Origin of the sequence: Faecalibacter bovis (assembly GCF_017948305.1) — a bacterium.
Lineage (GTDB): Bacteria > Bacteroidota > Bacteroidia > Flavobacteriales > Weeksellaceae > Empedobacter > Empedobacter bovis.
Genome location: NZ_CP072842.1, coordinates 903,094 through 924,063, shown reverse-complemented (window position 1 = coordinate 924,063; position 20,970 = coordinate 903,094). Strand labels below are relative to the sequence as shown.

Sequence of the window (20,970 nt, the reverse complement as noted above, 5' to 3'; positions counted from 1 at the left end):
TTGTTAACAAATATATTATTAATAGTTTAACACAATTGATATTGAAAAAATAATTGTAATTTTAGATTAGGTTTGATAAGGAATGGAAGCAGATATTTTAGCGAATCAATTAAAAGAAAGAAAAATAAATCCAACAGCGATGCGACTTTTAGTTTTGGATCAATTAATTAAATCTGATGTTGCAATGAGTTTGGTTGATTTAGAAACTTTGTTGGATTCGGCTGATCGTGTAACGATTTATAGGACTTTAAAGAAATTTGAAGAAAAGAAGCTTGTTCATACGATTGAAGATGGTACAGGATCTATAAAATATGCCATTTGCGAATCTAATTGTAAGTGTAATACAGCGTTTACACACGCGCATTTTCATTGTACACAATGTGAACAAACGTTTTGTTTGCGTAATATACATTTGCCAGATATTAAACTTCCTAAAAATTTCCAAGCAGAACAATCTTCGTTTATCTTAAAAGGAATCTGTGATCATTGCAGCGTAAAATAACTTTGCAATTCAATTGCATATGCTTAATTGTACATTTGATTTGAATTTAAATGATTAAGATATGTCAAATTGTAAAACATGTTGTGGAGAAGATGAACAACATTTTCATAATCATTCTCACGAAAGCAATTCAAATAATCATAATGATCACGATCATGACCATTCAACCAACCGATGGACATTAATTTTTAGTTTAGTTATTTTCTTCTTAGGATTAACTTTTCAATATATTATTAAGGCCGAGTGGTTTTTAGGAAACGAATGGATACGTTTAATTTGGTTTGCTGTAGCCTATATTCCGGTAGCCTATCCAGTTTGGGTACAAGCTTTTGAATTATTTCTAAAAAAAGATTTTTTCAATGAATTTTCTTTGATGGGAATCGCAACTTTAGGCGCATTTTTTATACAGGAATATCCTGAGGGAGTCGCAGTAATGTTATTTTACACAATAGGCGAAATGTTCCAAGATGCTGCTGTTAATAAAGCAAAAGGTAACATTAAAGCGTTATTAGATGTAAGACCTAATACAGCCAATGTCTTTAGAGATGGAGTTTTTAAGGAAGTGCATCCAGAGGAAGTTCAAATTGGTGAAATTATTCAGGTTCGTGTCGGAGAAAAAGTCCCACTTGATGGTACGATGAAATCGGATAAAGGTAGTTTCAATACTTCTGCATTAACTGGAGAAAGTAAACCTTCTGTTTATAGAAGAAATGAACAGGTTTTGGCCGGAATGCTTAATTTAGAAAATGTAGTCGAAATGGTAACGACAAAAAAGTTTGAAGACAGTTCGATTGCAAAGATTCTTCAGATGGTTCAAGAAGCGAGTTCACGAAAAGCGAAAACAGAATTATTTATAAGAAAATTTGCTAAAGTTTATACGCCAATTGTTTTCTTTTTAGCAGTAGCATTAGTCTTTATTCCAGCTCTTTTTGTTGACGATTACAATTTTAAAGATTGGTTGTATCGAGGGTTAATATTCTTGGTTGTTTCATGTCCATGTGCATTAGTTATATCTGTTCCATTAGGGTATTTTGGAGGAATTGGAGCTGCTTCTCGAAATGGGATTTTATTTAAAGGATCTAATTTCTTAGAACAAATGAGTAAAGTAACTGCTGTTGTGATGGACAAAACAGGAACTTTAACCAAAGGTGTTTTTAATGTTCAACAAATTGAAACTGTTGGTATAGATCAGAACGAATTTTTATCTATGGTTTCAGCATTAGAATCTCAATCTACTCATCCAATAGCCAAAGCAATTGTCAATCATCATCCACCAATTTCTAAAGCAGAAAATGTAGAGGAAATTGCTGGGAAAGGTTTAAAAGGAAAAGTGAATGGAAAAGAGATTCTAGTCGGAAATGGGAAATTATTGCAACATTTTGGTATCGTGTATCCAACAACAATAGATCAGATTGTAGAGAGTATAGTTTTGGTCGCAATTGATAATAAATACGCGGGTTATATTACAGTTGCAGACGAATTAAAAACTGATGCAAAACAAACAATTTCTGATTTAAAAAAACTAGGAGTTAACGTTACTGTAATGTTGAGTGGAGATAAAGATTCAATTACTCAGAAAGTAGCCAAAGAAATAGGTTTATCAAAAGCTTATGGTGGATTATTGCCAGAAGGGAAAGTTGAAAAAATGAACGAATTGAAGAAAGATCCAAATCAAATTGTAGCATTTGTTGGTGATGGAATAAACGACGCACCAGTTTTAGCATTAAGTGATGTAGGAATTGCAATGGGAGGTTTAGGAAGTGATGCCGCAATTGAAACGGCTGATGTTGTAATACAGACAGATCAGCCACATAAAATTGCTACTGCAATTAAAATTGGACGAGAAACCAGAAAAATAGTTATTCAGAATATTTTGTTGGCTCTTATTGTAAAAGGAATTGTGATGATTTTAGGAGCTGGTGGTTTATCTAACATGTGGGAAGCTGTATTTGCAGATGTTGGTGTCGCTTTATTAGCTATTCTTAATGCAGTAAGAATTCAGCGAATGAATTTTAATATATAAATAAAAAAGCGAGGATTGCCTCGCTTTTTTTATTTCGTATATATTTTCTTCATCAAATCGATATCAACGTTCAAATGATCGGTCAAATAATCATCAACTGAGTAATACTTTTCCACTATTTTTTCAAAAGCACCTTGTAAATATTCAGCGTTTACTAAGAAAATATCAGCTAAAGATGGGTTTTGTTCGATGTAAGCAGCATATTTTTTTTCTAAAAATTGGTTCGATAATAAATAATCAGACTCTATCGTATTCCAATCCACATTCAACGATTTTAAAATTAAAGCAGTTGCAATTCCAGTTCGATCTTTTCCGGCTGTACAATGATAAATAACCGAGCAATTCTCCTTATTTTGTAAAATAGAAAAGAATTCTTTAAACTCTTTCATTGCATTTTCTTCTAAAACTAAATCGCTATAAAATTGCTGCATCATGTGTTTATAATCTGTCAATCCACTTTGCATTTTTTGCATAAAGGCATTCATATTAGCCGCCATAATATCTAAATGAAATTCATTCTTACAAGTGGATGGAACTCGATCAATAGATGATTTTCTTTCCTCAGCCGTTCTAAAATCTACAACAGTTTTTACATTTAAATCAGCTAAAAATTCTAAATCATTTGTATTTAATCTGCTTAATTCATCTGTTCTTATTAAGTAATTTGATTTTATAATTGTCTTATTTCCTGTTATTATTCCTCCTAAATCTCTAAAATTATAACCTCCTTCTATTGGTAGTATTCTACTTTCGTGCATCAATTTCATCTTAATAAATAGTTCTAACTCCTTAAATTAATGCTATTTATTAATACAAAACTTAAAATTTGTGTTAAATGTGAATTGTGAATAAAAATTATTTTTATTAATTCTAAATTTAGATTAGATTTGTCGTGAATTAGATTTAATCTAAATAAAAAGATGGCTGAAAAGACTAAAATTGTTAAAGAGAAATTTTTTTTAAAACGTAAAGAATATGTGACTCCACATTTAATTCGTTTATACATTGGTAGCGATGATGTTTTGGTTTTTGAAGAAACAACTTTAGGAGGAACGTGTAAATTATCGTTCCCACCATTAGGAATCCGAGATATTCACTTTGCTGAATATGATGCGGAAAAAAATAAATGGTACACACCTTCTGATAAATTTAAACCAGTTACACGTACATATACCTTAAGAGGAATTGATGCAAAAGAAAACGAATTAATCGTAGATGTTGCAGATCACGGAGATAATGGACCTGGTTCTCGTTGGGCAAGAAATGCACAAATTGGTGATAGAATAGGTGTTTCTATGAAAGCGAAGAAAAAAGAATTAGCTCCAAAAGCCGATTTTGTTTGTTTAGCTGCTGATTTAACAGGTTTACCAGTTATTTCTGTCATTATAGAATCTTTGCCATCATCTACAAAAGGTATAGTTTGTGTTGAGGTTCCGTCTAAGGAAGATGTTCATAAAATAGAAACTAAAGCAAATTTAGAATTCAAATGGATTATTAATCCACAAAGAGGAAAAGGTACAGCTTTAGCAAAATTAGTTACAAGTCAAAAATATCCTAAACGTAAAGACGGTAAACGTTTTGCTTATGTTGCGGGAGAATCACAATCAATTAAAAAAATTAAAACTTTCTTTAAAGATGATTTAGAGTGGAAAAAAGAAGAATTCTACTGTACATCGCACTGGAAAGCTGGTAAAGCTGAAAGAAATGGTTTAGAGGAATGTCACGATAAAATTGAGCAAAGGGAAATAGCTAAAGTTTTTTAATTTCAATATTTTATTCATTTTATGGAGAATGCCTTTCGGAAACGGAAGGCATTTTTTATTATCTTTGAAATAATTAACTTTCAGATTATGAGATTATTATTGTTTTTATTATTACCATTTTCCTTATTTGCTCAAGATAAATTTAAGGTAGAATACGAAAAACGTAGCTACATTAAATTAGATGGCAACAGTGAGCAATATAGATTGATGGAAGAGCAATTTTCTAGACCATCTTATCTGCAACTATTGGGTGATGATAATCGATGTTCATTAAAAGAAATAGATAGGATTTCTAATTCTCAAAGTTCAACACAAATGAGTATAATTGGCGCTGAAAAAGATTTAGAATCATATTTAGATTTCACAAAAAATGAAATGATAGTTTCTAAAGATATTGATGGAAAAATATTTTTAATTTCTAATCAAATTAAACCTTTCGAATGGATAATTACTAGAGAAACAAAGAAAATTAATGGTTATAATGCAAAAAAAGCGACTTATAAACATCAAGATTTTCTTTATGAAGTTTGGTATTCTACTGATATAAAATCAAAATGTGGTCCTGATGATGCATATGGCTTACCAGGCTTAGTATTAGAAGCAAAGATAATTCATATAGAAAAACCAGATAATTACACACATTATAAGATAGATCAACTAACAATTGATAATGAGGTTAAATTTAATGTCCCAACTAAGGGAAAACCGACAACCGCAGAGGAATATAAATCATTTCGTGCAGAATATGATAAACGATTACAAGAAGCCTACGGGAATACAGGAATTGATAAAGATTAAATTAAGAGCTATATAAAAAAAAGCCACTCGATTGAGTGGCTTTTTTTAATTTGATTCGTTGTAAAGTGTGTTATGATTCTTATCCAAGAAATTGAATTGTAAATATTTATACGCATCTCTTGGTACAATCTTAATCCACTTTTTGTGTTTAAATAACCATTTCATCTGAATGCTTGGTAATCCATTTTTTAAGTACGCCGCTACGAAGGGATGTACATGCAAAGACATTTTAGTCAAATCTTTGTCTTTACGTTCAAGGATATTCAAGAGCACTTGTTCAATCTTGTCAATTGTAACGATAGGTGCCTCAACTTCATTCGATTCCTGGTTTGGATTTTCTTCTGTGGTAACAAAGTTAATTTCTGGTCTTACTCTTTGTCTTGTGATTTGAATTAATCCAAATTTACTTGGAGGCAAAATCTTATGTTTTGCTTTGTCTTTTGCCATTTCAGCTCTCAAATGTTCGAACAATTCTTTCTTATGTTCGGCATCTGTCATATCAATAAAATCCACAACAACGATTCCACCCATGTCACGCAATTTCAATTGTCGTGCAATTTCAGAAGCAGCAATTTTATTTACTGCAAAGGCAGATTCTTCTTGGTTTTTTGAATTTCTAGAGATGTTTCCAGAGTTTACATCAACTACGTGTAAAGCTTCTGTATGTTCAATCACCAAATAAGCACCTTTTGATTGCGGTATTGTAACCGTTTTTCCAAAAGCTTGTTTAATTTGACGTTCAACATTAAACTTCTCAAAAATTGGAACATAAGGATCGTCATATTCCTTTACCAAACTGATTTTTTCCGGTGCAATTACTTCTAAGTATTCGCGCATTTCCTCAGCTAATTGTACATCATCTACCGAGATTTTAACGAATTCATCATTAAAATTATCTCTTAAGATAGAAGAAGCACGATCCATCTCACTTAAAATTTTACTAGGTGCTTTTTTCTTTTGTAGATTTTTAAAGATTTGAGTCCATTTATTAATTAAATAACTTAAATCAGCTTGTAATTCGTCTACATTTTTTTGTTCAGCAACTGTTCGAATAATAATTCCAAAACCTTCAGGAGTAAGTCCTTCAAGAATATTTGTTAAACGTTCTCTCTCTGGTTTTGATTTTATTTTCTGAGAGATTGATACTCTGTTAGAAAATGGTACAAGTACCAAATATCTACCTGCAATAGATATTTCAGATGTAATTCTAGGACCTTTCGTGTGGATTGGTTCTTTTGTAATTTGAACCAAAACTGAGTCACCTGGAGCAAAGATTTCAGATATTAATCCATCTTTTTCAATCGGTTCCTCCATACGGAAGTTCTTCAGTTTATCTGTTTTATACGTTCCGTTTACAACTGTTTTAGCAAATGTATTCGATGAACGTATTTGTGGACCTAAATCATGATAATGTAAAAAGGCATCTTTCGAATAACCAATATCTACAAAAGTTGCATTTAGGCTAGGAGCTAATTTTTTGATTTTTCCCAAGTAAATGTCACCAACAGCAAATCCATCGTTCGAAGAATCTTGATGAAATTCCATCAAACGACCTTCGTCAAGTACTGCAATGCGTACTTGATCTTCTTGCGCCGATATAACTAGTTCTTTGCTCATCAAAAATTAACTTTTAAAAATGATAAAAGCACTTTCCAAAACCTGAGTTGAAAAGTGCTATTTTCAAAAAGATTAAATTTATAACAGTTAACTGTTAATTATTTTTTCTTTTTGTGTCTGTTAAGACGACGACGTTTTTTACGTTTGTGCGTCGCTACCTTATGTCTTTTACGTTTTTTTCCGCTTGGCATGATACAATTATTTTACTTGTTATTTTACTACGTTTGCTTCGCTAGACTTTACATCTTCGATGAAAGTTTTTGCTGGTTTGAAAGTAGGTACGTTATGAGCAGGGATAATGATAGAAGTACCTTTAGTGATGTTTCTACCTGTTTTTTCAGCTCTCGTTTTAATAGTAAAAGAACCAAATCCTCTTAAGTAAACATTTTCACCATTAACTAAAGATTTGATCACCTCATCCATAAACGATTCTACTACTCTCTGAGTGTCGCTCTTTTCAAGTCCTAACTTACCTGAAATGTTATTTACTATTTCTGCCTTTGTCATAATTCCTTTTCTTATTCTTAAATTTGAAAGCGGGTGCAAATATAACTATTACATCTTAACAAAAAAAGCATTTTAGTAGATTTTATGAAATTCAACTACCTGATTTTGTCTTGGTTTGACAAAAATAAGAGAGAATTACCTTGGCGCAATACTCGAAATCCCTTCCATATTTGGTTATCAGAAATTATCTTACAACAAACAAGAGTTGAGCAAGGTAAGAATTTTTATCTTAATTTCATAACGGAATTTGACACGGTAAATGACCTTGCAAAAGCGGATGAACAAAAGGTTTTAAAGCTATGGCAAGGATTAGGATATTATTCTCGTGCAAGAAATTTACATTTTACTGCTCAATTTGTTTCAAATGAGCTAAATGGCGTATTTCCGGACACTTTTAAAGAATTAAAAAAATTAAAAGGAATTGGGGATTATACTGCTGCTGCAATCGCTTCTATCGTATATAATGAACCTGTCCCAGCGGTAGATGGAAATATGTTTCGTGTTTTTTCTAGATATTTTAATGTAGAAGATGACATTTCATTAGCTAAAACTAAAAAAGTTTTTTGGGATTTGGGAATTGAAGTAATTGATGAAAAACGTCCAGGAGATTTTAATCAAGCAGTGATGGATTTAGGTGCAACAATTTGTTTGCCGAAGGCTGCAAAGTGTGACATTTGTCCTTTAAATGAATCTTGTGAAGCGTTACGATTAAATAAAGTGCAAGAATTACCGATTAAAACGAAAAAAGTAAAAGTTTCCAATCGTTTTTTACATTTTATTTTGGTTCAGAACGGAAATGAAATTGGTTTAGTGAAGCGTGAAGGAAATGATGTTTGGAGAAATCTATTTACGTTACCAATGATAGAAACAACGACTGATTTGTTGGATAATGAAGATCTGATTCATCAAAATATCCATTTGGATTTGAGCTTTATTTCTGAAGAAAAACACATTTTATCGCATCAAAATTTATTCATCAAGTATTATCGTTATATTCCAAATGTGTCTAAAATTGAGCATTTGCGTAACTTATCTGATTTTGAATGGATAAATTTAAATGAAATAGAAAATTATCCACTTCCAAAACCAATTGAAAATTTTATAAATTATCATTTTTTAGATTAATTTTGTATATTAAAGCCACGTAATCAAAACCACGAAAAGCTATGAACGGTACAACCAACAAAGTAATCTTAATTGGAAATTTAGGAGATGATGTTAAATTGCATCATTTTGATGAGCAAAATTGTATAGGTCGTTTTCCAATCGCAACAACAGAATCTTACATTTCTCGTACAGGGGAACGTATTACAGAAACTGAATGGCACAATATTACAACGCGTAATAAATTAGCCGAATTGTGTGAGCGTTACCTAAAAAAAGGAGATAAAGTATTTGTTGAAGGACGTATTAAAACACGTAAATGGGACGATAATGGACAAACTCGTTACACAACTGAAATTGTAGCAAATTCAATAGAATTTTTAACACCAAAAACAGATTCAGATCAAAGATCAACAACAAATCAACCAGAACAGGTAAACAATGAAACGCCGTCAACTCCAACTTCTATGGGAGAAGGTGAGGATGATTTACCGTTCTAAAAAAATGTAGTAGAAATAAAGTAGAATGAATTATAATTTACTGAAGCGAAAGCTCGTAAACAAAGTCTTATGTATAGTAGCATTATGTATTAGTGCTATTTTTTTTATGTCATGTTCGGATAATTCAGAGGTAGTAAAACCTCTAGGCCAAGTACGATTAGAATATCCGACAGCGAAATATGTAAAATTTAATCAAAACGCACCGTATACGTTTGATTATTCAGATTTTGGACAAATAAAACAAGGAAAGCAACCAAATTGGTATATTGTTTATTATCCTGAAATGAAAGCAAATATTTTCTTGACCTATTTTCCGGTGAATTCTAAACAAGATTTAATTGTTAAAATTAAAGAAAGTGAAGCTTTTGTTCAGAAACAAACTGTAAAAGCAAGTTTTATTTCTCCACAAATGTTTGAATTTCCAGAAAAACGAGTGTTTGGAACATTGTACGAATTAGGTGGAGAGTCGGCAATCAACCTTCAATTTCATGCTACAGATAGTGTAAGCAATTTTATTTCAGGTTCAGTTTATTTTTCATCAGAACCAAAAGCAGATTCTTTAGCACCAGCTGTTGAATACATTAAAAAAGATGTACAGCATTTGATTGAATCTTTAACTTGGCGAAAATAAAAGTATTTGATTACTAAAAACGATTATTTTTGTAATCAATATAATAAAGCAACTAATTTTTAAAATAATATGTTAGTACAAATCGGGCAGTTAATGCTCAGTTTAATGTTGTTAGTAATGTTACACGAGTTAGGACATTTCGTAGCAGCAAGATATTTTGGCGTTCGTGTAGAGCGTTTCTTTGTTTTCTTTGATGTGAAATTCGCAATCTGGAAAAAGAAAATTGGTGATACTGTTTACGGAATAGGTTGGTTACCATTAGGTGGATATGTTAAGTTATCAGGAATGATTGACGAAAGCATGGACACAGAACAAATGAAAAGCGAACCACAACCATGGGAATTCCGTACTAAGCCAGCATGGCAACGATTAATTATTATGTTAGGTGGTATTTTCGTTAATATCGTTTTAGCTATGATAATTTATTCTGTTTTACTAATTGCAAACGGAGAGCGTTATACTAAAGTTGAAGCAATGAAGTATGGTTTAGCTGTAGATTCAACTCAATTAGCGTTAGGTTTAAAAACTGGTGATATTCCTGTTGGTGTTAACGGTATTAAATATAATTCGTTAGAAGAAATTGATAAAGAAGCTTTATTAGGAGGTGAAACTTTAGAAATTTCACGTCAAGGAAAAGAAATTTCTTTACCAATTAACGAAGATTTCAGAACTCAAATTTTAAATTATAAACAAGGATTCTTCGTTCCTCAATTTTCATTTGAAGTAGATACAGTTTTCTTAGATACACCAGCTCATAAAGCAGGAATCTTAAAAGACGATAAAATTATTGCGATTGATGGATTTACAACTCCTTTTTTCAATGATTTCTCTAAGAAATTAGAAGAATATGAAGGAAAAACAGTCCCTTTTAGTGTTGAAAGAAATGGTCAGCCAGTAGAATTAATGGTTACGATTGGAAAAGATGGAAAAGATGGAAAAGATGGAAAAGATGGAAAAGATGGAAAAGATGGAAAAGATGGAAAAGATGGAAAAATCGGAATTAAGGCTAAATCAGCATACTTAGATTCAGTGATTGGTCGTAAAGATTACTCGATCGGAGAAGGTATTGCACAAGGTATCGTAAAGCCGTTTGATGCTATTGCTACACAAGTACGAGGAATCGGAACATTGTTCCAGGTAAAAGATGGACGCAAGCAAGTGTCTGGTCCAATCGGAATGGTAAAACACATGCCTGAAAAATGGGACTGGTTAAACTTCTGGTCTTTTACAGCTATGATTTCAGCTTGGTTAGCTTTTATTAATTTATTGCCAATTCCAGGTTTAGATGGTGGACATGCAGTGTTTGCAATCTATGAAATGGTGACAGGAAAAGCTCCGAGCGAAAAAGTTTTAGAAAAAGCACAGATGGTCGGAATCTTCATAATCCTTGGTTTAATGGTATTTATCTTCGGAAATGACATAATAAATTTAATTTTCGGATAAATTTTTTAAAATATTTTTTGTGGGTGTAAAAAATCCTTTTATATTTGCACCCACAATTAAGCAACATTCCTCCTTAGCTCAGTTGGTTAGAGCATCTGACTGTTAATCAGAGGGTCCTTGGTTCGAGCCCAAGAGGAGGAGCTTTTTTAGTGAAACAAACCAAGTCAAACAAAGACTTTAAAATAATTTTGGATTTTCCTCCTTAGCTCAGTTGGTTAGAGCATCTGACTGTTAATCAGAGGGTCCTTGGTTCGAGCCCAAGAGGAGGAGCAATCAAAAATAAAAAGGCTATCAGTAATGATAGCCTTTTTTGTTTGTCATTTATTTTAATTCTAACCATTCTTTTGCCATTTGAAATGCATTCGGAATCGAATAGTTGAATGGTTTTTCCTTTAATTTTTCTTTAGTTTCACGTTCTATCATCTCTAATACATAAGATTCGGCTTGTAGAAGCTGTTGTTTACGTCTATTTTGAAGATAATAATCGTTTGCGTGTATTTGTTCAAAATACAACAAGATGGTTTCCCAAAGCTCTGTAATTCCTTTTTCTTTTAATCCAGAACCAAGAATTGTTTTACGTTTCCAATTCGAGTCTTTTGTTGGTAAAAATTGAAGTGATCGTGCTAAATCAACTTTTGCATCCTTAACTAATTTTTCCTGAAAAGAATCAACTTTGTTTACGAAAATAATATCGGCCATTTCCATGATTCCACGTTTTATACCTTGTAAATCGTCTCCAGAACCTGGTAATTGTAAGAATAGAAATAAATCAGAAATTTGATTTACTAACGTCTCTGATTGTCCAACACCTACTGTTTCTATTAAAATATGATCATATCCTGCAGCTTCACATAATAATATAGCTTCGTAGGTACGAGATGTGATTCCACCTAAACTACCATTGGAAGCACTCGGACGAATGTAAGCTAATTCGTTTTTAGCTAATTCTTCCATTCTAGTTTTATCGCCCAAAATACTACCTTTGGATAAACTACTACTTGGGTCAATGGCAAGTATTGCGACTTTCGAGCCTAAGTTTGTTAGATATTTTCCTAAAGATTCGATAAATGTACTTTTACCTACGCCGGGAATTCCTGTGATGGCAATTCGCTTCGAGTTGGTTGAAGGAGGAAATGCTTTGATGATTTCTTGTGCAGCTTCTAAATGTTCTAATCTTGTGCTTTCGGCTAATGTGATAGCTCGGCTCAAGGCGAATCGATTTCCGTCTTTTATATCTTGAATTAGTTGTTCCGTATTTATTTGTTTTGCCATTTTGTGGTATTCGAATGTTTAATATAATGAAAAAACTACTTCCAATTTGAAAGTAGTTTCTAAAATTATTCAGTAATTTTTTCCTTTTTAGCCTCTTTCAAAGCTTTTATATATTCTGAAGGGGATTGACCAACGTATTGTGTAAAAAGTGTCGAAAAAGAACTATGTGAATTGAATCCAAAATCGCTCGCGAGGTAACTTACTTTTGTATTTAAGACTTTCTCATTGTTATTTAACTCATCAATTAAATGATGAATTCTTAGTTCGTTTAAGTATTGATTAAAGTTCTTATTTTTATAGCTCTTTATAATCTCGCTTAAATATTTTGTGTTTGTATCAAATTGTTTGGCCAAATTATTCAAGTTCACATCCTTTTTCAGAAAGTCTTTAGAATTTTCAAAAGCTTCTATTTTTTTCAATAATGTTTTTTCTGTTTTAGATGAAATATTGATATTAAGTTTGGGTTGATCGACCTCTTTAGTTGAAGATTTTTTGTTTTTAGAAATTTTCTGATTTTCCTTTTTAGGAGTTTCAGTTTTATTTTCTTCTTTCTTGATTTGTTCTACAGGAATATCATCAATTTTTTTCTCAATACTTATTTCTAAATTTTTTTCAACAGTAACATCAATCTCTTTTTCTGGAAAAATTGTAGCTTCTTTTTCTTCGATAATAGGCTGTGTAGTATTTTCTGCTTGGTTTTCTTTCTTTTTAGAAATTAAGAAATAAATACTAATCGCTAAAATAATCACTAAAACAACGGCAGTAATAATAAATAATGGGTTTTCCATAAGTAAAGATTCAAAATATTAATTTTAGTAATTTATAAAAAATATATAAATGATAATGAATGAGTTGGGTTGTGAAATTTAAGGAAATAAAAATAGGTATTTTTTCTAAAAAATAAAAGCTAAAGGACTTAAATCCTTTAGCTTTCTGTTATTTTAGTTTATTCTTGACAGAGTTACCTGTACAGCCACAATTTGAGCCACAACTACCGTCGTCTTTTTTCTTAAAAGTATTTTTCAGCATTCCGAATATATACCAAACGGCAAAACCAACTAAAAAAGCAATAAAAGCATATTGAATATAAATGTTATCCATTTTCTTTTATTTTAAAATTTGATAAGCAATAAATGCTACGACGTATGCTAATCCTGTCATGAAACCTGTTTGAATTAAGGTCCATTTCCATGAATCTGTTTCACGTTTTACAATTGCAATTGTACTCATACATTGCATTGCAAATGCATAGAATAATAATAAGGAAATACCCGATGCGAAAGTATATGCAGCTACTCCAGTATTACGGTTAATTTCTGCACGCATACGGTCTAATAATTTACCTTTTTGTTCATCTTCTTCGATATCAACTTCTCCTAGACTGTAAACTGTTGACATAGTTCCCACGAATACTTCACGAGCTGCAAAAGAAGAAATTAATCCAATTCCCATTTTCCAATCATATCCTAAAGGTGCTACAACAGGCTCGATTACAGAACCTATTGTTCCTAAATATGAGTGTTCTAATTTATAAGAAGCAATTTCGTTTGCTAATTCCTCTTCATTCATTTTAGGATTATGAGCAGTAACAATTTCTTCTGCATTATTAAATTGTTCTCCAGGTCCGAAAGAACCTAAAACCCATAAAATAATAGAAATAGAGAAGATAATTTTTCCGGCACCAAGTAAGAAACCTAACGTTTTTTCCCACACATTAATACCAACATTTTTCCAATCGGGTAATTTATAAGTAGGTAATTCTAAAATTAATAAGCTTTTGTGTTTCGCTTTGATGATTAAATTTAAGATTATAGCGCTTAATAAAACTCCAACAACACCTAATACGTACATTAAGAATAAGGCTAAACCTTGTAGATTAAATCCATACCAATCTTCATCTGGAATTACTAAAGCGATAATTACGATATAAATTGGTAAACGAGCTGCACAAGTCATAAACGGCGTAACTAAAATTGTTAACATACGTTCTTTCGCGTTTTCTATATTACGAGCCGACATTACCGCAGGTACAGCACATGCAACCCCAGATATTAACGGAACTACAGATTTTCCACTTAAACCAAAAGGTTTTAACCAACGATCCATTAAATATACTACACGGCTCATGTATCCCGTTTCTTCCATTAATGAAATGAAAAGGAATAAAATTGCGATTTGAGGAACGAAAATTACAATACCACCAATTCCTGGAATAATAGCCTCTGAAATAATATCGGATACTGGACCAGCTGGAATTGTATTAGTAGCAAATTCTTGTAAGCTTCCAAATAAACCATCAATCCAATCCATTAATGGTCCTGACCATGTGTATACCGCCTGAAACATTAATAATAAAAGAGCAAAGAAAATTACATAACCTAAAAATGGATGCATGATAACACTATCTATTTTTTCGGTAAGTGTTTTTTCTTGTTTGTGATTGTATTTTACAATTTCACTTAAAATTTCATCTAATTGTTGATTACGATCGACAGTTTCTTTTACTTGAATACGACGTTCAACTATTTTATGTTTCTTTTTAAGTGTATTTAAATTTTCGCTTTGTTCAGCAGTTAAAAAATTAATATTTTTTTGTCCTAAGTATAGCCAAGCTAAATAATCTGAAGAAAGATTAAAAGTAGATTTTACATCATTTACAGCACTTTCGTATAACGAACCAACATTAAAGTTTGTTGATTTTTGAACCGGCTGATATTCAAAATTTGAAATCAATTCTTCTATACCTTCACCATTACGAGCATTGGTTAAAATCACTTTAGTTTCTAAAAAATCCTCTAATTTTTTAATATCGATAGAAAGACCTTTCGCTTCAATTTCGTCTTTCATATTGATTACAAAAATTGAAGGAATACCAAGATCTTTTACTTGACAATGTAGTAAAATAGAGCGTTTTAAATTACTTGGTTCAGCAATAACAACTGCTAAATTTGGATATTCTTTATTGTTTTTATCTCCAAGGGTTTGGAAGACAATTTCTTCGTCTAACGAATTTGGGAAGATAGAATATGTTCCTGGTAAATCAATAATATGATATTTTTTACCGTTTCTTTCTACATTTCCTTCTCGTTTTTCGACAGTAACACCAGCATAGTTTCCTACTTTTTGGCGAAGGCCTGTTAATTTATTAAAAAGTGATGTTTTTCCGACATTCGGATTTCCGACTAGCGTAATGATATTAGAACTCATTATTTCTTTTCAATCAAAATTTGACTTGCTTCAGCCTGACGTAAAGCTAAAAGCGACTTATTACTCATTATACTGATACAAATTGGACCTCCAAATGGAGCTTTATTCTTAACTTGTAACTCAGTTCCAGGGATAAAACCCATTTCATATAACTTAGCAGGGACATCTTCAGAAGTAAATCCGCTGATGATAGCTAAATCTCCTACCTTTAAGTCTTTTAATGTTTTACTCATTATTTTATTTCGTTAAAAATACTGATTTGACAAAGTTATTTAATTTTTAATTAATCTAAATACAATAAATATCATAATTCATAATCTTTTACTATAAAAATCAATAAGTTCAGGTTGATAATTGAAAAAAAGGTTATATATTTGCACTCAATTTTATATCAAATAAATTTTAATTTATGTACGCAATTGTAGAAATAGCAGGGCTTCAATACAAAATTGAAAAAGACCAACAATTGTTTGTTAACCGTTTAGCTGGTGAAGCAGGTGACGAAGTAAAATTCGACCGTGTTTTATTAACTGACAACGGAGCAATCACAATCGGCGCCCCAGTTATAGATGGAGTTACAGTAGTAGCTAAAATCGTTGAGCACGTTAAAGGTGACAAAGTAATCGTTTTCAAAAAGAAAAGAAGAAAAGGATACCAAAAATCAAACGGGCACCGTCAACAATTCACTAAAATTGAAGTTGTTTCAATCGGTTAAGATTGGGTAACTTTTTAATTTAATTATTAACTTTAAAAGCAAAACGAAATGGCACATAAGAAAGGGGTCGGAAGTTCGAAGAATGGTCGTGAATCAGAATCGAAACGTTTAGGAGTTAAAATTTTTGGTGGACAAGCAGCTATCGCTGGTAACATTATTGTTCGTCAAAGAGGTACTCAACACCATCCAGGTAATAATGTAGGTATCGGTAAAGATCACACATTATTCGCTTTAGTAGACGGTAAAGTTGTTTTCACTAAAAAACGTAACAACAGATCTTACGTTTCAGTTGAACCATTAGCTTAATTATTAGCTAATATCAATTGGTGTAAGCACTAACGATATTAAAAGCTCATCTACATGTAGATGAGCTTTTTTTATGGATTTTATTTTAGAATAATATAAAAGTATTCAATATTTATTGAATACTTTATATAGGGATTGTTTCTTACTTTATTTAGATTTTAGCTAATCTTCTTTTTCTTCTTCAGTTCCCCAACCTTGTGCAATTAAAGGAATCATTTGTTCGCTACCTTTTGTGATCAAGTAGTTTTCTGCTCCTGTTGCAGTTGCGTGACCAATTACAGTTAAATATGGATTACCTTTAATCTTATCGAAATCTTCTTGCTTAATCGTAAATAATAATTCGAAATCTTCTCCACCGCTTAATGCACAAGTTATAGGGTTGATTTGAAACTCTTCAGCAGTACGAATAGCTGCAGGATCTAAAGGGATTTTTTCTTCGTAAACGTTAAATCCAATATTATTTTCTTTAGATAAATGTATTACTTCAGATGATAATCCGTCAGAAATATCGATCATAGTTGTAGGAACAATATCCATTTCAGCTAAGAGTTTAACAATATCTAAACGTGCTTCTGGTTTTAATTGGCGTTCAATTAAATACGTATATTGCTCTAAATCTGGTTGATTGTTAGGATTTACTTTCGTTACTTGCGCTTCACGTTCTAAAACTTGTAAACCTAAAAAGGCAGCACCTAAATCACCAGATAATACTAATAAATCATTTTCTTTTACATCGCCTTTACGGTAAGTTATTTTTTGTTCTTTTACAGAACCTAACGCAGTCATGTTAATAACTAATCCGTTAACAGAAGAATTTGTATCACCACCAACGATGTCGATTTCGTATTTGTCACAAGCGTATTTCATTCCGTTGTAAATTTCATCTACAGCCTCTAACGTAAATCGATTTGATAAAGCTAAAGAAACTAAAATTTGTTTCGGAATAGCATTCATCGCTAAAATATCGCTAATTGCAGTAACCACAGCTTTGTAACCTAAATGGCGCAAAGGCATGTAAGACCAGTTGAAATTAACTCCTTCAACCAACATATCTGTAGAAACAACTGTTTTTTCGCTTCCGTAATCTAATACAGCAGCATCGTCGCCGATACCTTTTATAGAAGTTTCTAAACGAATTGGGAATCCTTCTTTAATTTGTTCAATTAAACCAAACTCGCCAATTTCGGCTAAACTTGTTTTTGAAATTTTTTTATCTTCTAACATTCTTTATTATATATTAAATAATGAAGGGTCAATATTTTGTGCACGTTTTGGTAAACGCATCAAGTCCATTTTCGTTAAAACTTTAACGGCTTGCCCTTCAAAAGATTTTTTAATTTTTTCTGTAATTTCAGTAGGTGGGATTTTCATTTTTCTATCAGTCATAGAAAACCAAACACCAGTTAAATCGGATGAACAAAGATGTGTTCCGTCTTTTCGATATAAATTTTGTTTGAAATTAAAAATCATCCCATCATCCGACATTCCACCAATTTCTATAGTGATATAGATTTCTTCGCCTTCATGGGCTTCTCTAAAGAAAGAAAAATCTTCATGTAAAACTGCAGGTCCTATCTCGTGATGTGCTAATGACTCCATAGTAATGCCAAAATCACGTAAAAATGCGATTCGTGCATAACTAGTAAAATTCATATAAGATGCATTGGCTAAATGTCTATTAGCATCTAAATCAGACCAACGAACAATGGTTTTCGCTGTATAAAGTTTTGTCATTATTTGTTGTGATTTAATTATGCAAAGTTAAGGTTTTCGAACGAATCAATTCGGATAGTTTTTTGTGATTAAAAATAATGTATTAAAGGAAAATAAATTTTAAACTTTGATGTAGTTATACAATATTTACGTAAATTTAATAAAGAACAAAATGACTAATTTATGAGAAAGATATTATTTCCAACAGATTTTTCGGAAACTGCAAACAATGCATTTTTATACGCTTTGAGTTTGGCCGAAAGTCAAGATGCTATTGTATATATCTTACATGTCTATGAATTGCCTGTGATAAATGGTGGATTAAGCGCAGGGTTAATTCAGAATGTATATGATTCAGTAAAATTAGGTCAGTTCGAGAATTTTAAAGATAATATTCCACAATTACGAAAAATTGCTGAGGATAATGGTTTAGGTCATATTAATATGAAGTTTATCTTAGAAGAAGGTAACTTTTTATACATTATGCGTGAGACCATCATGGAAGAAAATATTGATTTTGTTGTGATGGGAACTACGGGTAATACAGGATTGGAAAAATTAATTTTCGGTTCTAATACGATTAATGCCATTACATCTTTAAAGGTTCCTATTTTAAGTATTCCAAATCACTTGAAGTTCAAAGGAATTAAAAATTTAGGTTTTACAACTGTTTTCGGAGAGAAAGACAAGGACGCATTATATTATTTGTGTGAAGTTGCAATGCGACATAGCGCGCATATAAAATGTTTGCATGTTTCTAAAGACGGCAAATACAATGAAAAAGCTTTAGCAGCATGGAAAGAGGAATTTAAAGATGAACCTATTGAGTTTGTCGTTGAACAAAATCCAGAACCAGCTGAACAAGTTTTAAAATTTATTGAGCAACATGATATTGATGTTCTAACGGTTGTGAGTAGAAACAAAGGTTTTTTTGACAAACTATTCTCACCAGGATTCACAAAAAAAATAGCTTCTAAGAATAAAGTTCCATTATTTGTTTTTCATGAGAAGTAAATAAAAAAGCGAGGAATTTAATTCCTCGCTTTTTTATTTTGACAATTTTATAAATTGATGAAAACACCTAAAGATCCTCTAGAGCCAGCTTCAATATATGCACCAATATTATCGCTGAATAAATATCTAAAACCTAAATGAGCTCCTAAACCAATACCGTCATTAAATCCAATATCAATACCTGGATATAAATCCATATTAGAAGGCATATTTAAAGTTTCACCTAGATGGAAATTAGCACGACCAAAGATGTAAAAGTCATCATGATTTTCTTTTCCACCAAAGTAGAATTCTCCACCACCACCAACGGAGATGATATCTGAAATTCCATAGTCATAAATTGCTGATAAACCTGTTCCATATCCCCACGGAACAAGCCCTACTGATACTTTTTGATCTCCACTTCCTGTATAAGCTTGTGCATTTGCAAAGTTTAATGAAAGTAAAGCAAGTACGGCTGTAAATAATAATTTCTTCATAGTTATAGTATAACGTTTAATTTCTGCCACAATTATTGTGCCCAAGCTTAAAATTGTGTTAAAATTTGATTTAAAAATTTTCGATTAACTTTGTTGCGTGGGAAAAATAGCGATAATAGGAGGTGGTGCAGCAGGATATTTTCTTGCTGCTAACTTAGGAAAAGAGCTTGGAAAGGAGACTGTAATTTTTGAACAAGCGCAAATGCCTTTACAAAAAGTTCGTATTTCTGGAGGTGGAAGATGTAATGTAACGCATGCTTGTTTTGATCCTTTGGATTTAGTAGAATTTTATCCTAGAGGGAAAAAAGAGTTATTAAGTGTGTTTTATCAATTTCAACCAGGCGATACAATGGCTTGGTTTGATGAGCGTAATGTCGAGTTGAAAATAGAGGACGATAATCGTATTTTTCCTGTATCTAATAGTTCAATGTCAATTATTGAATGTCTTCTAAAAGAAACTGAAAAGAATAAAGTTAAAGTCAATTTTTCCGATGGTGTAAAATCAATTACAAAAGTTGAGAATGGATTTGAACTTGAAACATCTTCTGGAATCCATCACTTTGAAAATATTGTTGTCACAACAGGTAGTACACCTAAATTCTGGAAAATCATCAAAAATTTAGGACATAAAATAATCTCTCCAGTTCCATCTTTATTTACATTTAATTGTAAGGATAAGCGTATAGAAGGCTTGATGGGGATTTCTTTCGACCAAGTTGATGTTAAAATAAAATCAGAAAAATTAGAATCAGAAGGGCCATTGCTTATCACCCATTGGGGATTTAGTGGACCTGGAATTTTGCGTTTATCTGCTTGGGGTGCTTTAGCTTTAAATGAAAGAGGTTACAAGTTCGATGTTGAAATAAATTTTATTCAACAATCAAAAGAATTTGTAATTGATTTATTAAATGCGAAAAAATCTCAAGACGCAAAAAAATCTATTTATAAATATAATCCATTTGACTTTCCAAAAAGATTTTGGGTAAGTATACTTCAATATTGTAAGATTAATGAAAATTTAGTTTTCGCAGATCTTTCAAAAAAACAAATTGAACAAATAGCTAAAGAATTAACTGCTGCAGAATACTCGATTAATGGTAAAAGTACTTTTAAAGATGAGTTTGTAACTGCAGGTGGTGTTGATTTGAAGGAGGTAAATTTTCAGACAATGGAATCTAAACTTGTTCCGAACTTATTTTTTGCGGGAGAAGTTTTAAATATAGACGCCATTACAGGAGGTTTTAACTTTCAAGCTTGTTGGTCCGAAGCGTTTATTATATCAAATAAATTAAAAAATATTCATTAATTAGTGTTTTAAGTACTTTATAAGTAGTTATACTTAACTTATTCGTTTAAAGATACATAATAAATTTTAT

23 protein-coding genes and 2 tRNA genes are annotated in these 20,970 nt (G+C 31.5%); 14 read left to right on the top strand and 11 right to left on the bottom strand.

Going from position 1 to position 20,970, the window contains the following annotated elements; genetic code table 11:
* Window positions 1-82 precede the first annotated feature (82 nt).
* Both J9309_RS04420 and J9309_RS04415 read left to right on the top strand, forming a co-directional pair.
* The gene (locus J9309_RS04420; protein WP_230477335.1) at window positions 83-502 is read left to right on the top strand and encodes a Fur family transcriptional regulator; all 420 of its coding nucleotides are present in this window, start codon (window positions 83-85) and stop codon (window positions 500-502) included.
* A 61-nt stretch (window positions 503-563) separates the two neighbouring features.
* A complete protein-coding gene (locus tag J9309_RS04415; RefSeq protein ID WP_230477334.1) occupies window positions 564-2,525 on the top strand; it encodes a heavy metal translocating P-type ATPase in 1,962 nt (653 codons plus the stop codon).
* 29 nt (window positions 2,526-2,554) lie between these two features.
* On the opposite strand, the gene J9309_RS04410 is transcribed toward J9309_RS04415, so the two are convergent.
* Window positions 2,555-3,292, bottom strand: coding sequence for a tyrosine-protein phosphatase (locus tag J9309_RS04410; RefSeq protein WP_230477333.1), 738 nt, complete (start codon window positions 3,290-3,292; stop codon window positions 2,555-2,557).
* Between the two features lie 153 nt (window positions 3,293-3,445).
* Between J9309_RS04410 and J9309_RS04405 the strand changes: the two genes are divergently transcribed.
* Complete coding sequence (locus J9309_RS04405; RefSeq protein ID WP_230477332.1) at window positions 3,446-4,288, top strand: siderophore-interacting protein; 843 nt, start codon at window positions 3,446-3,448, stop codon at window positions 4,286-4,288.
* Window positions 4,289-4,375: 87 nt separating this feature from the next.
* Window positions 4,376-5,086, top strand: coding sequence for a GLPGLI family protein (locus J9309_RS04400; RefSeq protein ID WP_230477331.1), 711 nt, complete (start codon window positions 4,376-4,378; stop codon window positions 5,084-5,086).
* Window positions 5,087-5,131: 45 nt separating this feature from the next.
* Here the strand turns inward: J9309_RS04400 and J9309_RS04395 are convergent, their stop codons facing one another.
* Both J9309_RS04395 and J9309_RS04390 read right to left on the bottom strand, forming a co-directional pair.
* Complete coding sequence (locus J9309_RS04395; RefSeq protein WP_230477330.1) at window positions 5,132-6,703, bottom strand: Rne/Rng family ribonuclease; 1,572 nt, start codon at window positions 6,701-6,703, stop codon at window positions 5,132-5,134.
* Between the two features lie 210 nt (window positions 6,704-6,913).
* Window positions 6,914-7,210 (bottom strand): HU family DNA-binding protein, encoded by a 297-nt coding sequence (locus J9309_RS04390; protein WP_121934437.1) that lies wholly within the window; start codon window positions 7,208-7,210, stop codon window positions 6,914-6,916.
* An 84-nt stretch (window positions 7,211-7,294) separates the two neighbouring features.
* Here J9309_RS04390 and mutY point away from each other — a divergent pair, with 84 nt between their 5' ends.
* The 6 genes from mutY to J9309_RS04360 all read left to right on the top strand — a co-directional run bounded on the left by mutY (window position 7,295) and on the right by J9309_RS04360 (window position 11,158).
* Window positions 7,295-8,335 (top strand): A/G-specific adenine glycosylase, encoded by a 1,041-nt coding sequence (mutY, locus tag J9309_RS04385; RefSeq protein WP_230477329.1) that lies wholly within the window; start codon window positions 7,295-7,297, stop codon window positions 8,333-8,335.
* A gap of 41 nt (window positions 8,336-8,376) precedes the next feature.
* Window positions 8,377-8,814: a single-stranded DNA-binding protein gene (locus tag J9309_RS04380; protein WP_230477328.1), complete on the top strand. Its 438-nt coding sequence runs from the start codon at window positions 8,377-8,379 to the stop codon at window positions 8,812-8,814.
* A gap of 25 nt (window positions 8,815-8,839) precedes the next feature.
* Complete coding sequence (gldD, locus tag J9309_RS04375) at window positions 8,840-9,445, top strand: gliding motility lipoprotein GldD (protein WP_230477327.1); 606 nt, start codon at window positions 8,840-8,842, stop codon at window positions 9,443-9,445.
* A 69-nt stretch (window positions 9,446-9,514) separates the two neighbouring features.
* The gene (gene rseP / locus J9309_RS04370) at window positions 9,515-10,888 is read left to right on the top strand and encodes an RIP metalloprotease RseP (RefSeq protein WP_230477326.1); all 1,374 of its coding nucleotides are present in this window, start codon (window positions 9,515-9,517) and stop codon (window positions 10,886-10,888) included.
* Window positions 10,889-10,955: 67 nt separating this feature from the next.
* Window positions 10,956-11,029: transfer RNA gene (locus tag J9309_RS04365), tRNA-Asn, on the top strand.
* A 55-nt stretch (window positions 11,030-11,084) separates the two neighbouring features.
* Window positions 11,085-11,158: transfer RNA gene (locus J9309_RS04360), tRNA-Asn, on the top strand.
* Window positions 11,159-11,209: 51 nt separating this feature from the next.
* Here J9309_RS04360 and meaB read toward each other — a convergent pair.
* From meaB to J9309_RS04335, 5 genes are all read right to left on the bottom strand, one after another.
* Window positions 11,210-12,160, bottom strand: coding sequence for a methylmalonyl Co-A mutase-associated GTPase MeaB (gene meaB, locus J9309_RS04355; protein ID WP_230477325.1), 951 nt, complete (start codon window positions 12,158-12,160; stop codon window positions 11,210-11,212).
* A 65-nt stretch (window positions 12,161-12,225) separates the two neighbouring features.
* On the bottom strand, window positions 12,226-12,948 hold the full coding sequence (locus tag J9309_RS04350) for a helix-turn-helix domain-containing protein (protein WP_230477324.1): 723 nt from the start codon (window positions 12,946-12,948) through the stop codon (window positions 12,226-12,228).
* A 148-nt stretch (window positions 12,949-13,096) separates the two neighbouring features.
* Window positions 13,097-13,261 (bottom strand): FeoB-associated Cys-rich membrane protein, encoded by a 165-nt coding sequence (locus J9309_RS04345; RefSeq protein WP_230477323.1) that lies wholly within the window; start codon window positions 13,259-13,261, stop codon window positions 13,097-13,099.
* 6 nt (window positions 13,262-13,267) lie between these two features.
* The gene (gene feoB, locus J9309_RS04340) at window positions 13,268-15,367 is read right to left on the bottom strand and encodes a ferrous iron transport protein B (protein WP_230477322.1); all 2,100 of its coding nucleotides are present in this window, start codon (window positions 15,365-15,367) and stop codon (window positions 13,268-13,270) included.
* Window positions 15,367-15,600: a FeoA family protein gene (locus J9309_RS04335; protein ID WP_230477321.1), complete on the bottom strand. Its 234-nt coding sequence runs from the start codon at window positions 15,598-15,600 to the stop codon at window positions 15,367-15,369. The genes feoB and J9309_RS04335 overlap by 1 nt, the downstream gene beginning before the upstream one ends.
* A gap of 176 nt (window positions 15,601-15,776) precedes the next feature.
* Between J9309_RS04335 and rplU the strand changes: the two genes are divergently transcribed.
* Window positions 15,777-16,082: a 50S ribosomal protein L21 gene (rplU, locus tag J9309_RS04330; protein WP_230477320.1), complete on the top strand. Its 306-nt coding sequence runs from the start codon at window positions 15,777-15,779 to the stop codon at window positions 16,080-16,082.
* 48 nt (window positions 16,083-16,130) lie between these two features.
* Window positions 16,131-16,388, top strand: coding sequence for a 50S ribosomal protein L27 (gene rpmA / locus J9309_RS04325; protein WP_194182401.1), 258 nt, complete (start codon window positions 16,131-16,133; stop codon window positions 16,386-16,388).
* Window positions 16,389-16,550: 162 nt separating this feature from the next.
* On the opposite strand, the gene thiL is transcribed toward rpmA, so the two are convergent.
* Window positions 16,551-17,612, bottom strand: coding sequence for a thiamine-phosphate kinase (gene thiL / locus J9309_RS04320; RefSeq protein ID WP_230477319.1), 1,062 nt, complete (start codon window positions 17,610-17,612; stop codon window positions 16,551-16,553).
* Between the two features lie 6 nt (window positions 17,613-17,618).
* Window positions 17,619-18,122 carry an acyl-CoA thioesterase gene (locus J9309_RS04315; RefSeq protein WP_230477318.1) on the bottom strand — a complete coding sequence of 168 codons (504 nt, stop codon included), beginning with the start codon at window positions 18,120-18,122 and terminating at the stop codon, window positions 17,619-17,621.
* Between the two features lie 162 nt (window positions 18,123-18,284).
* Between J9309_RS04315 and J9309_RS04310 the strand changes: the two genes are divergently transcribed.
* Entirely contained in the window at window positions 18,285-19,115 is an 831-nt protein-coding gene (locus J9309_RS04310; RefSeq protein WP_230477317.1) for a universal stress protein, read from the top strand.
* Between the two features lie 47 nt (window positions 19,116-19,162).
* Here J9309_RS04310 and J9309_RS04305 read toward each other — a convergent pair whose 3' ends face one another.
* A complete protein-coding gene (locus J9309_RS04305) occupies window positions 19,163-19,594 on the bottom strand; it encodes a DUF6646 family protein (RefSeq protein WP_230477316.1) in 432 nt (143 codons plus the stop codon).
* A 97-nt stretch (window positions 19,595-19,691) separates the two neighbouring features.
* Between J9309_RS04305 and J9309_RS04300 the strand changes: the two genes are divergently transcribed.
* Window positions 19,692-20,900, top strand: a complete 1,209-nt coding sequence (locus tag J9309_RS04300; RefSeq protein WP_230477315.1) for a BaiN/RdsA family NAD(P)/FAD-dependent oxidoreductase — start codon at window positions 19,692-19,694, stop codon at window positions 20,898-20,900.
* The last annotated feature ends 70 nt before the right edge of the window (window positions 20,901-20,970 follow it).

Coding starts and splice junctions, on each gene's coding strand:
- thiL (WP_230477319.1), bottom strand. CDS start 17,612: ATGTTAGAAGATAAAAAAATTTCAAAAACAAGTTTAGCCGAAATTGGC.
- rseP (WP_230477326.1), top strand. CDS start 9,515: ATGTTAGTACAAATCGGGCAGTTAATGCTCAGTTTAATGTTGTTAGTA.
- J9309_RS04350 (WP_230477324.1), bottom strand. CDS start 12,948: ATGGAAAACCCATTATTTATTATTACTGCCGTTGTTTTAGTGATTATT.
- mutY (WP_230477329.1), top strand. CDS start 7,295: ATGAAATTCAACTACCTGATTTTGTCTTGGTTTGACAAAAATAAGAGA.
- meaB (WP_230477325.1), bottom strand. CDS start 12,160: ATGGCAAAACAAATAAATACGGAACAACTAATTCAAGATATAAAAGAC.
- rplU (WP_230477320.1), top strand. CDS start 15,777: ATGTACGCAATTGTAGAAATAGCAGGGCTTCAATACAAAATTGAAAAA.
- J9309_RS04345 (WP_230477323.1), bottom strand. CDS start 13,261: ATGGATAACATTTATATTCAATATGCTTTTATTGCTTTTTTAGTTGGT.
- J9309_RS04310 (WP_230477317.1), top strand. CDS start 18,285: ATGAGAAAGATATTATTTCCAACAGATTTTTCGGAAACTGCAAACAAT.
- J9309_RS04305 (WP_230477316.1), bottom strand. CDS start 19,594: ATGAAGAAATTATTATTTACAGCCGTACTTGCTTTACTTTCATTAAAC.
- J9309_RS04420 (WP_230477335.1), top strand. CDS start 83: ATGGAAGCAGATATTTTAGCGAATCAATTAAAAGAAAGAAAAATAAAT.
- J9309_RS04405 (WP_230477332.1), top strand. CDS start 3,446: ATGGCTGAAAAGACTAAAATTGTTAAAGAGAAATTTTTTTTAAAACGT.
- J9309_RS04390 (WP_121934437.1), bottom strand. CDS start 7,210: ATGACAAAGGCAGAAATAGTAAATAACATTTCAGGTAAGTTAGGACTT.
- rpmA (WP_194182401.1), top strand. CDS start 16,131: ATGGCACATAAGAAAGGGGTCGGAAGTTCGAAGAATGGTCGTGAATCA.
- feoB (WP_230477322.1), bottom strand. CDS start 15,367: ATGAGTTCTAATATCATTACGCTAGTCGGAAATCCGAATGTCGGAAAA.
- gldD (WP_230477327.1), top strand. CDS start 8,840: ATGAATTATAATTTACTGAAGCGAAAGCTCGTAAACAAAGTCTTATGT.
- J9309_RS04315 (WP_230477318.1), bottom strand. CDS start 18,122: ATGACAAAACTTTATACAGCGAAAACCATTGTTCGTTGGTCTGATTTA.
- J9309_RS04395 (WP_230477330.1), bottom strand. CDS start 6,703: ATGAGCAAAGAACTAGTTATATCGGCGCAAGAAGATCAAGTACGCATT.
- J9309_RS04335 (WP_230477321.1), bottom strand. CDS start 15,600: ATGAGTAAAACATTAAAAGACTTAAAGGTAGGAGATTTAGCTATCATC.
- J9309_RS04410 (WP_230477333.1), bottom strand. CDS start 3,292: ATGAAATTGATGCACGAAAGTAGAATACTACCAATAGAAGGAGGTTAT.
- J9309_RS04380 (WP_230477328.1), top strand. CDS start 8,377: ATGAACGGTACAACCAACAAAGTAATCTTAATTGGAAATTTAGGAGAT.
- J9309_RS04400 (WP_230477331.1), top strand. CDS start 4,376: ATGAGATTATTATTGTTTTTATTATTACCATTTTCCTTATTTGCTCAA.
- J9309_RS04415 (WP_230477334.1), top strand. CDS start 564: ATGTCAAATTGTAAAACATGTTGTGGAGAAGATGAACAACATTTTCAT.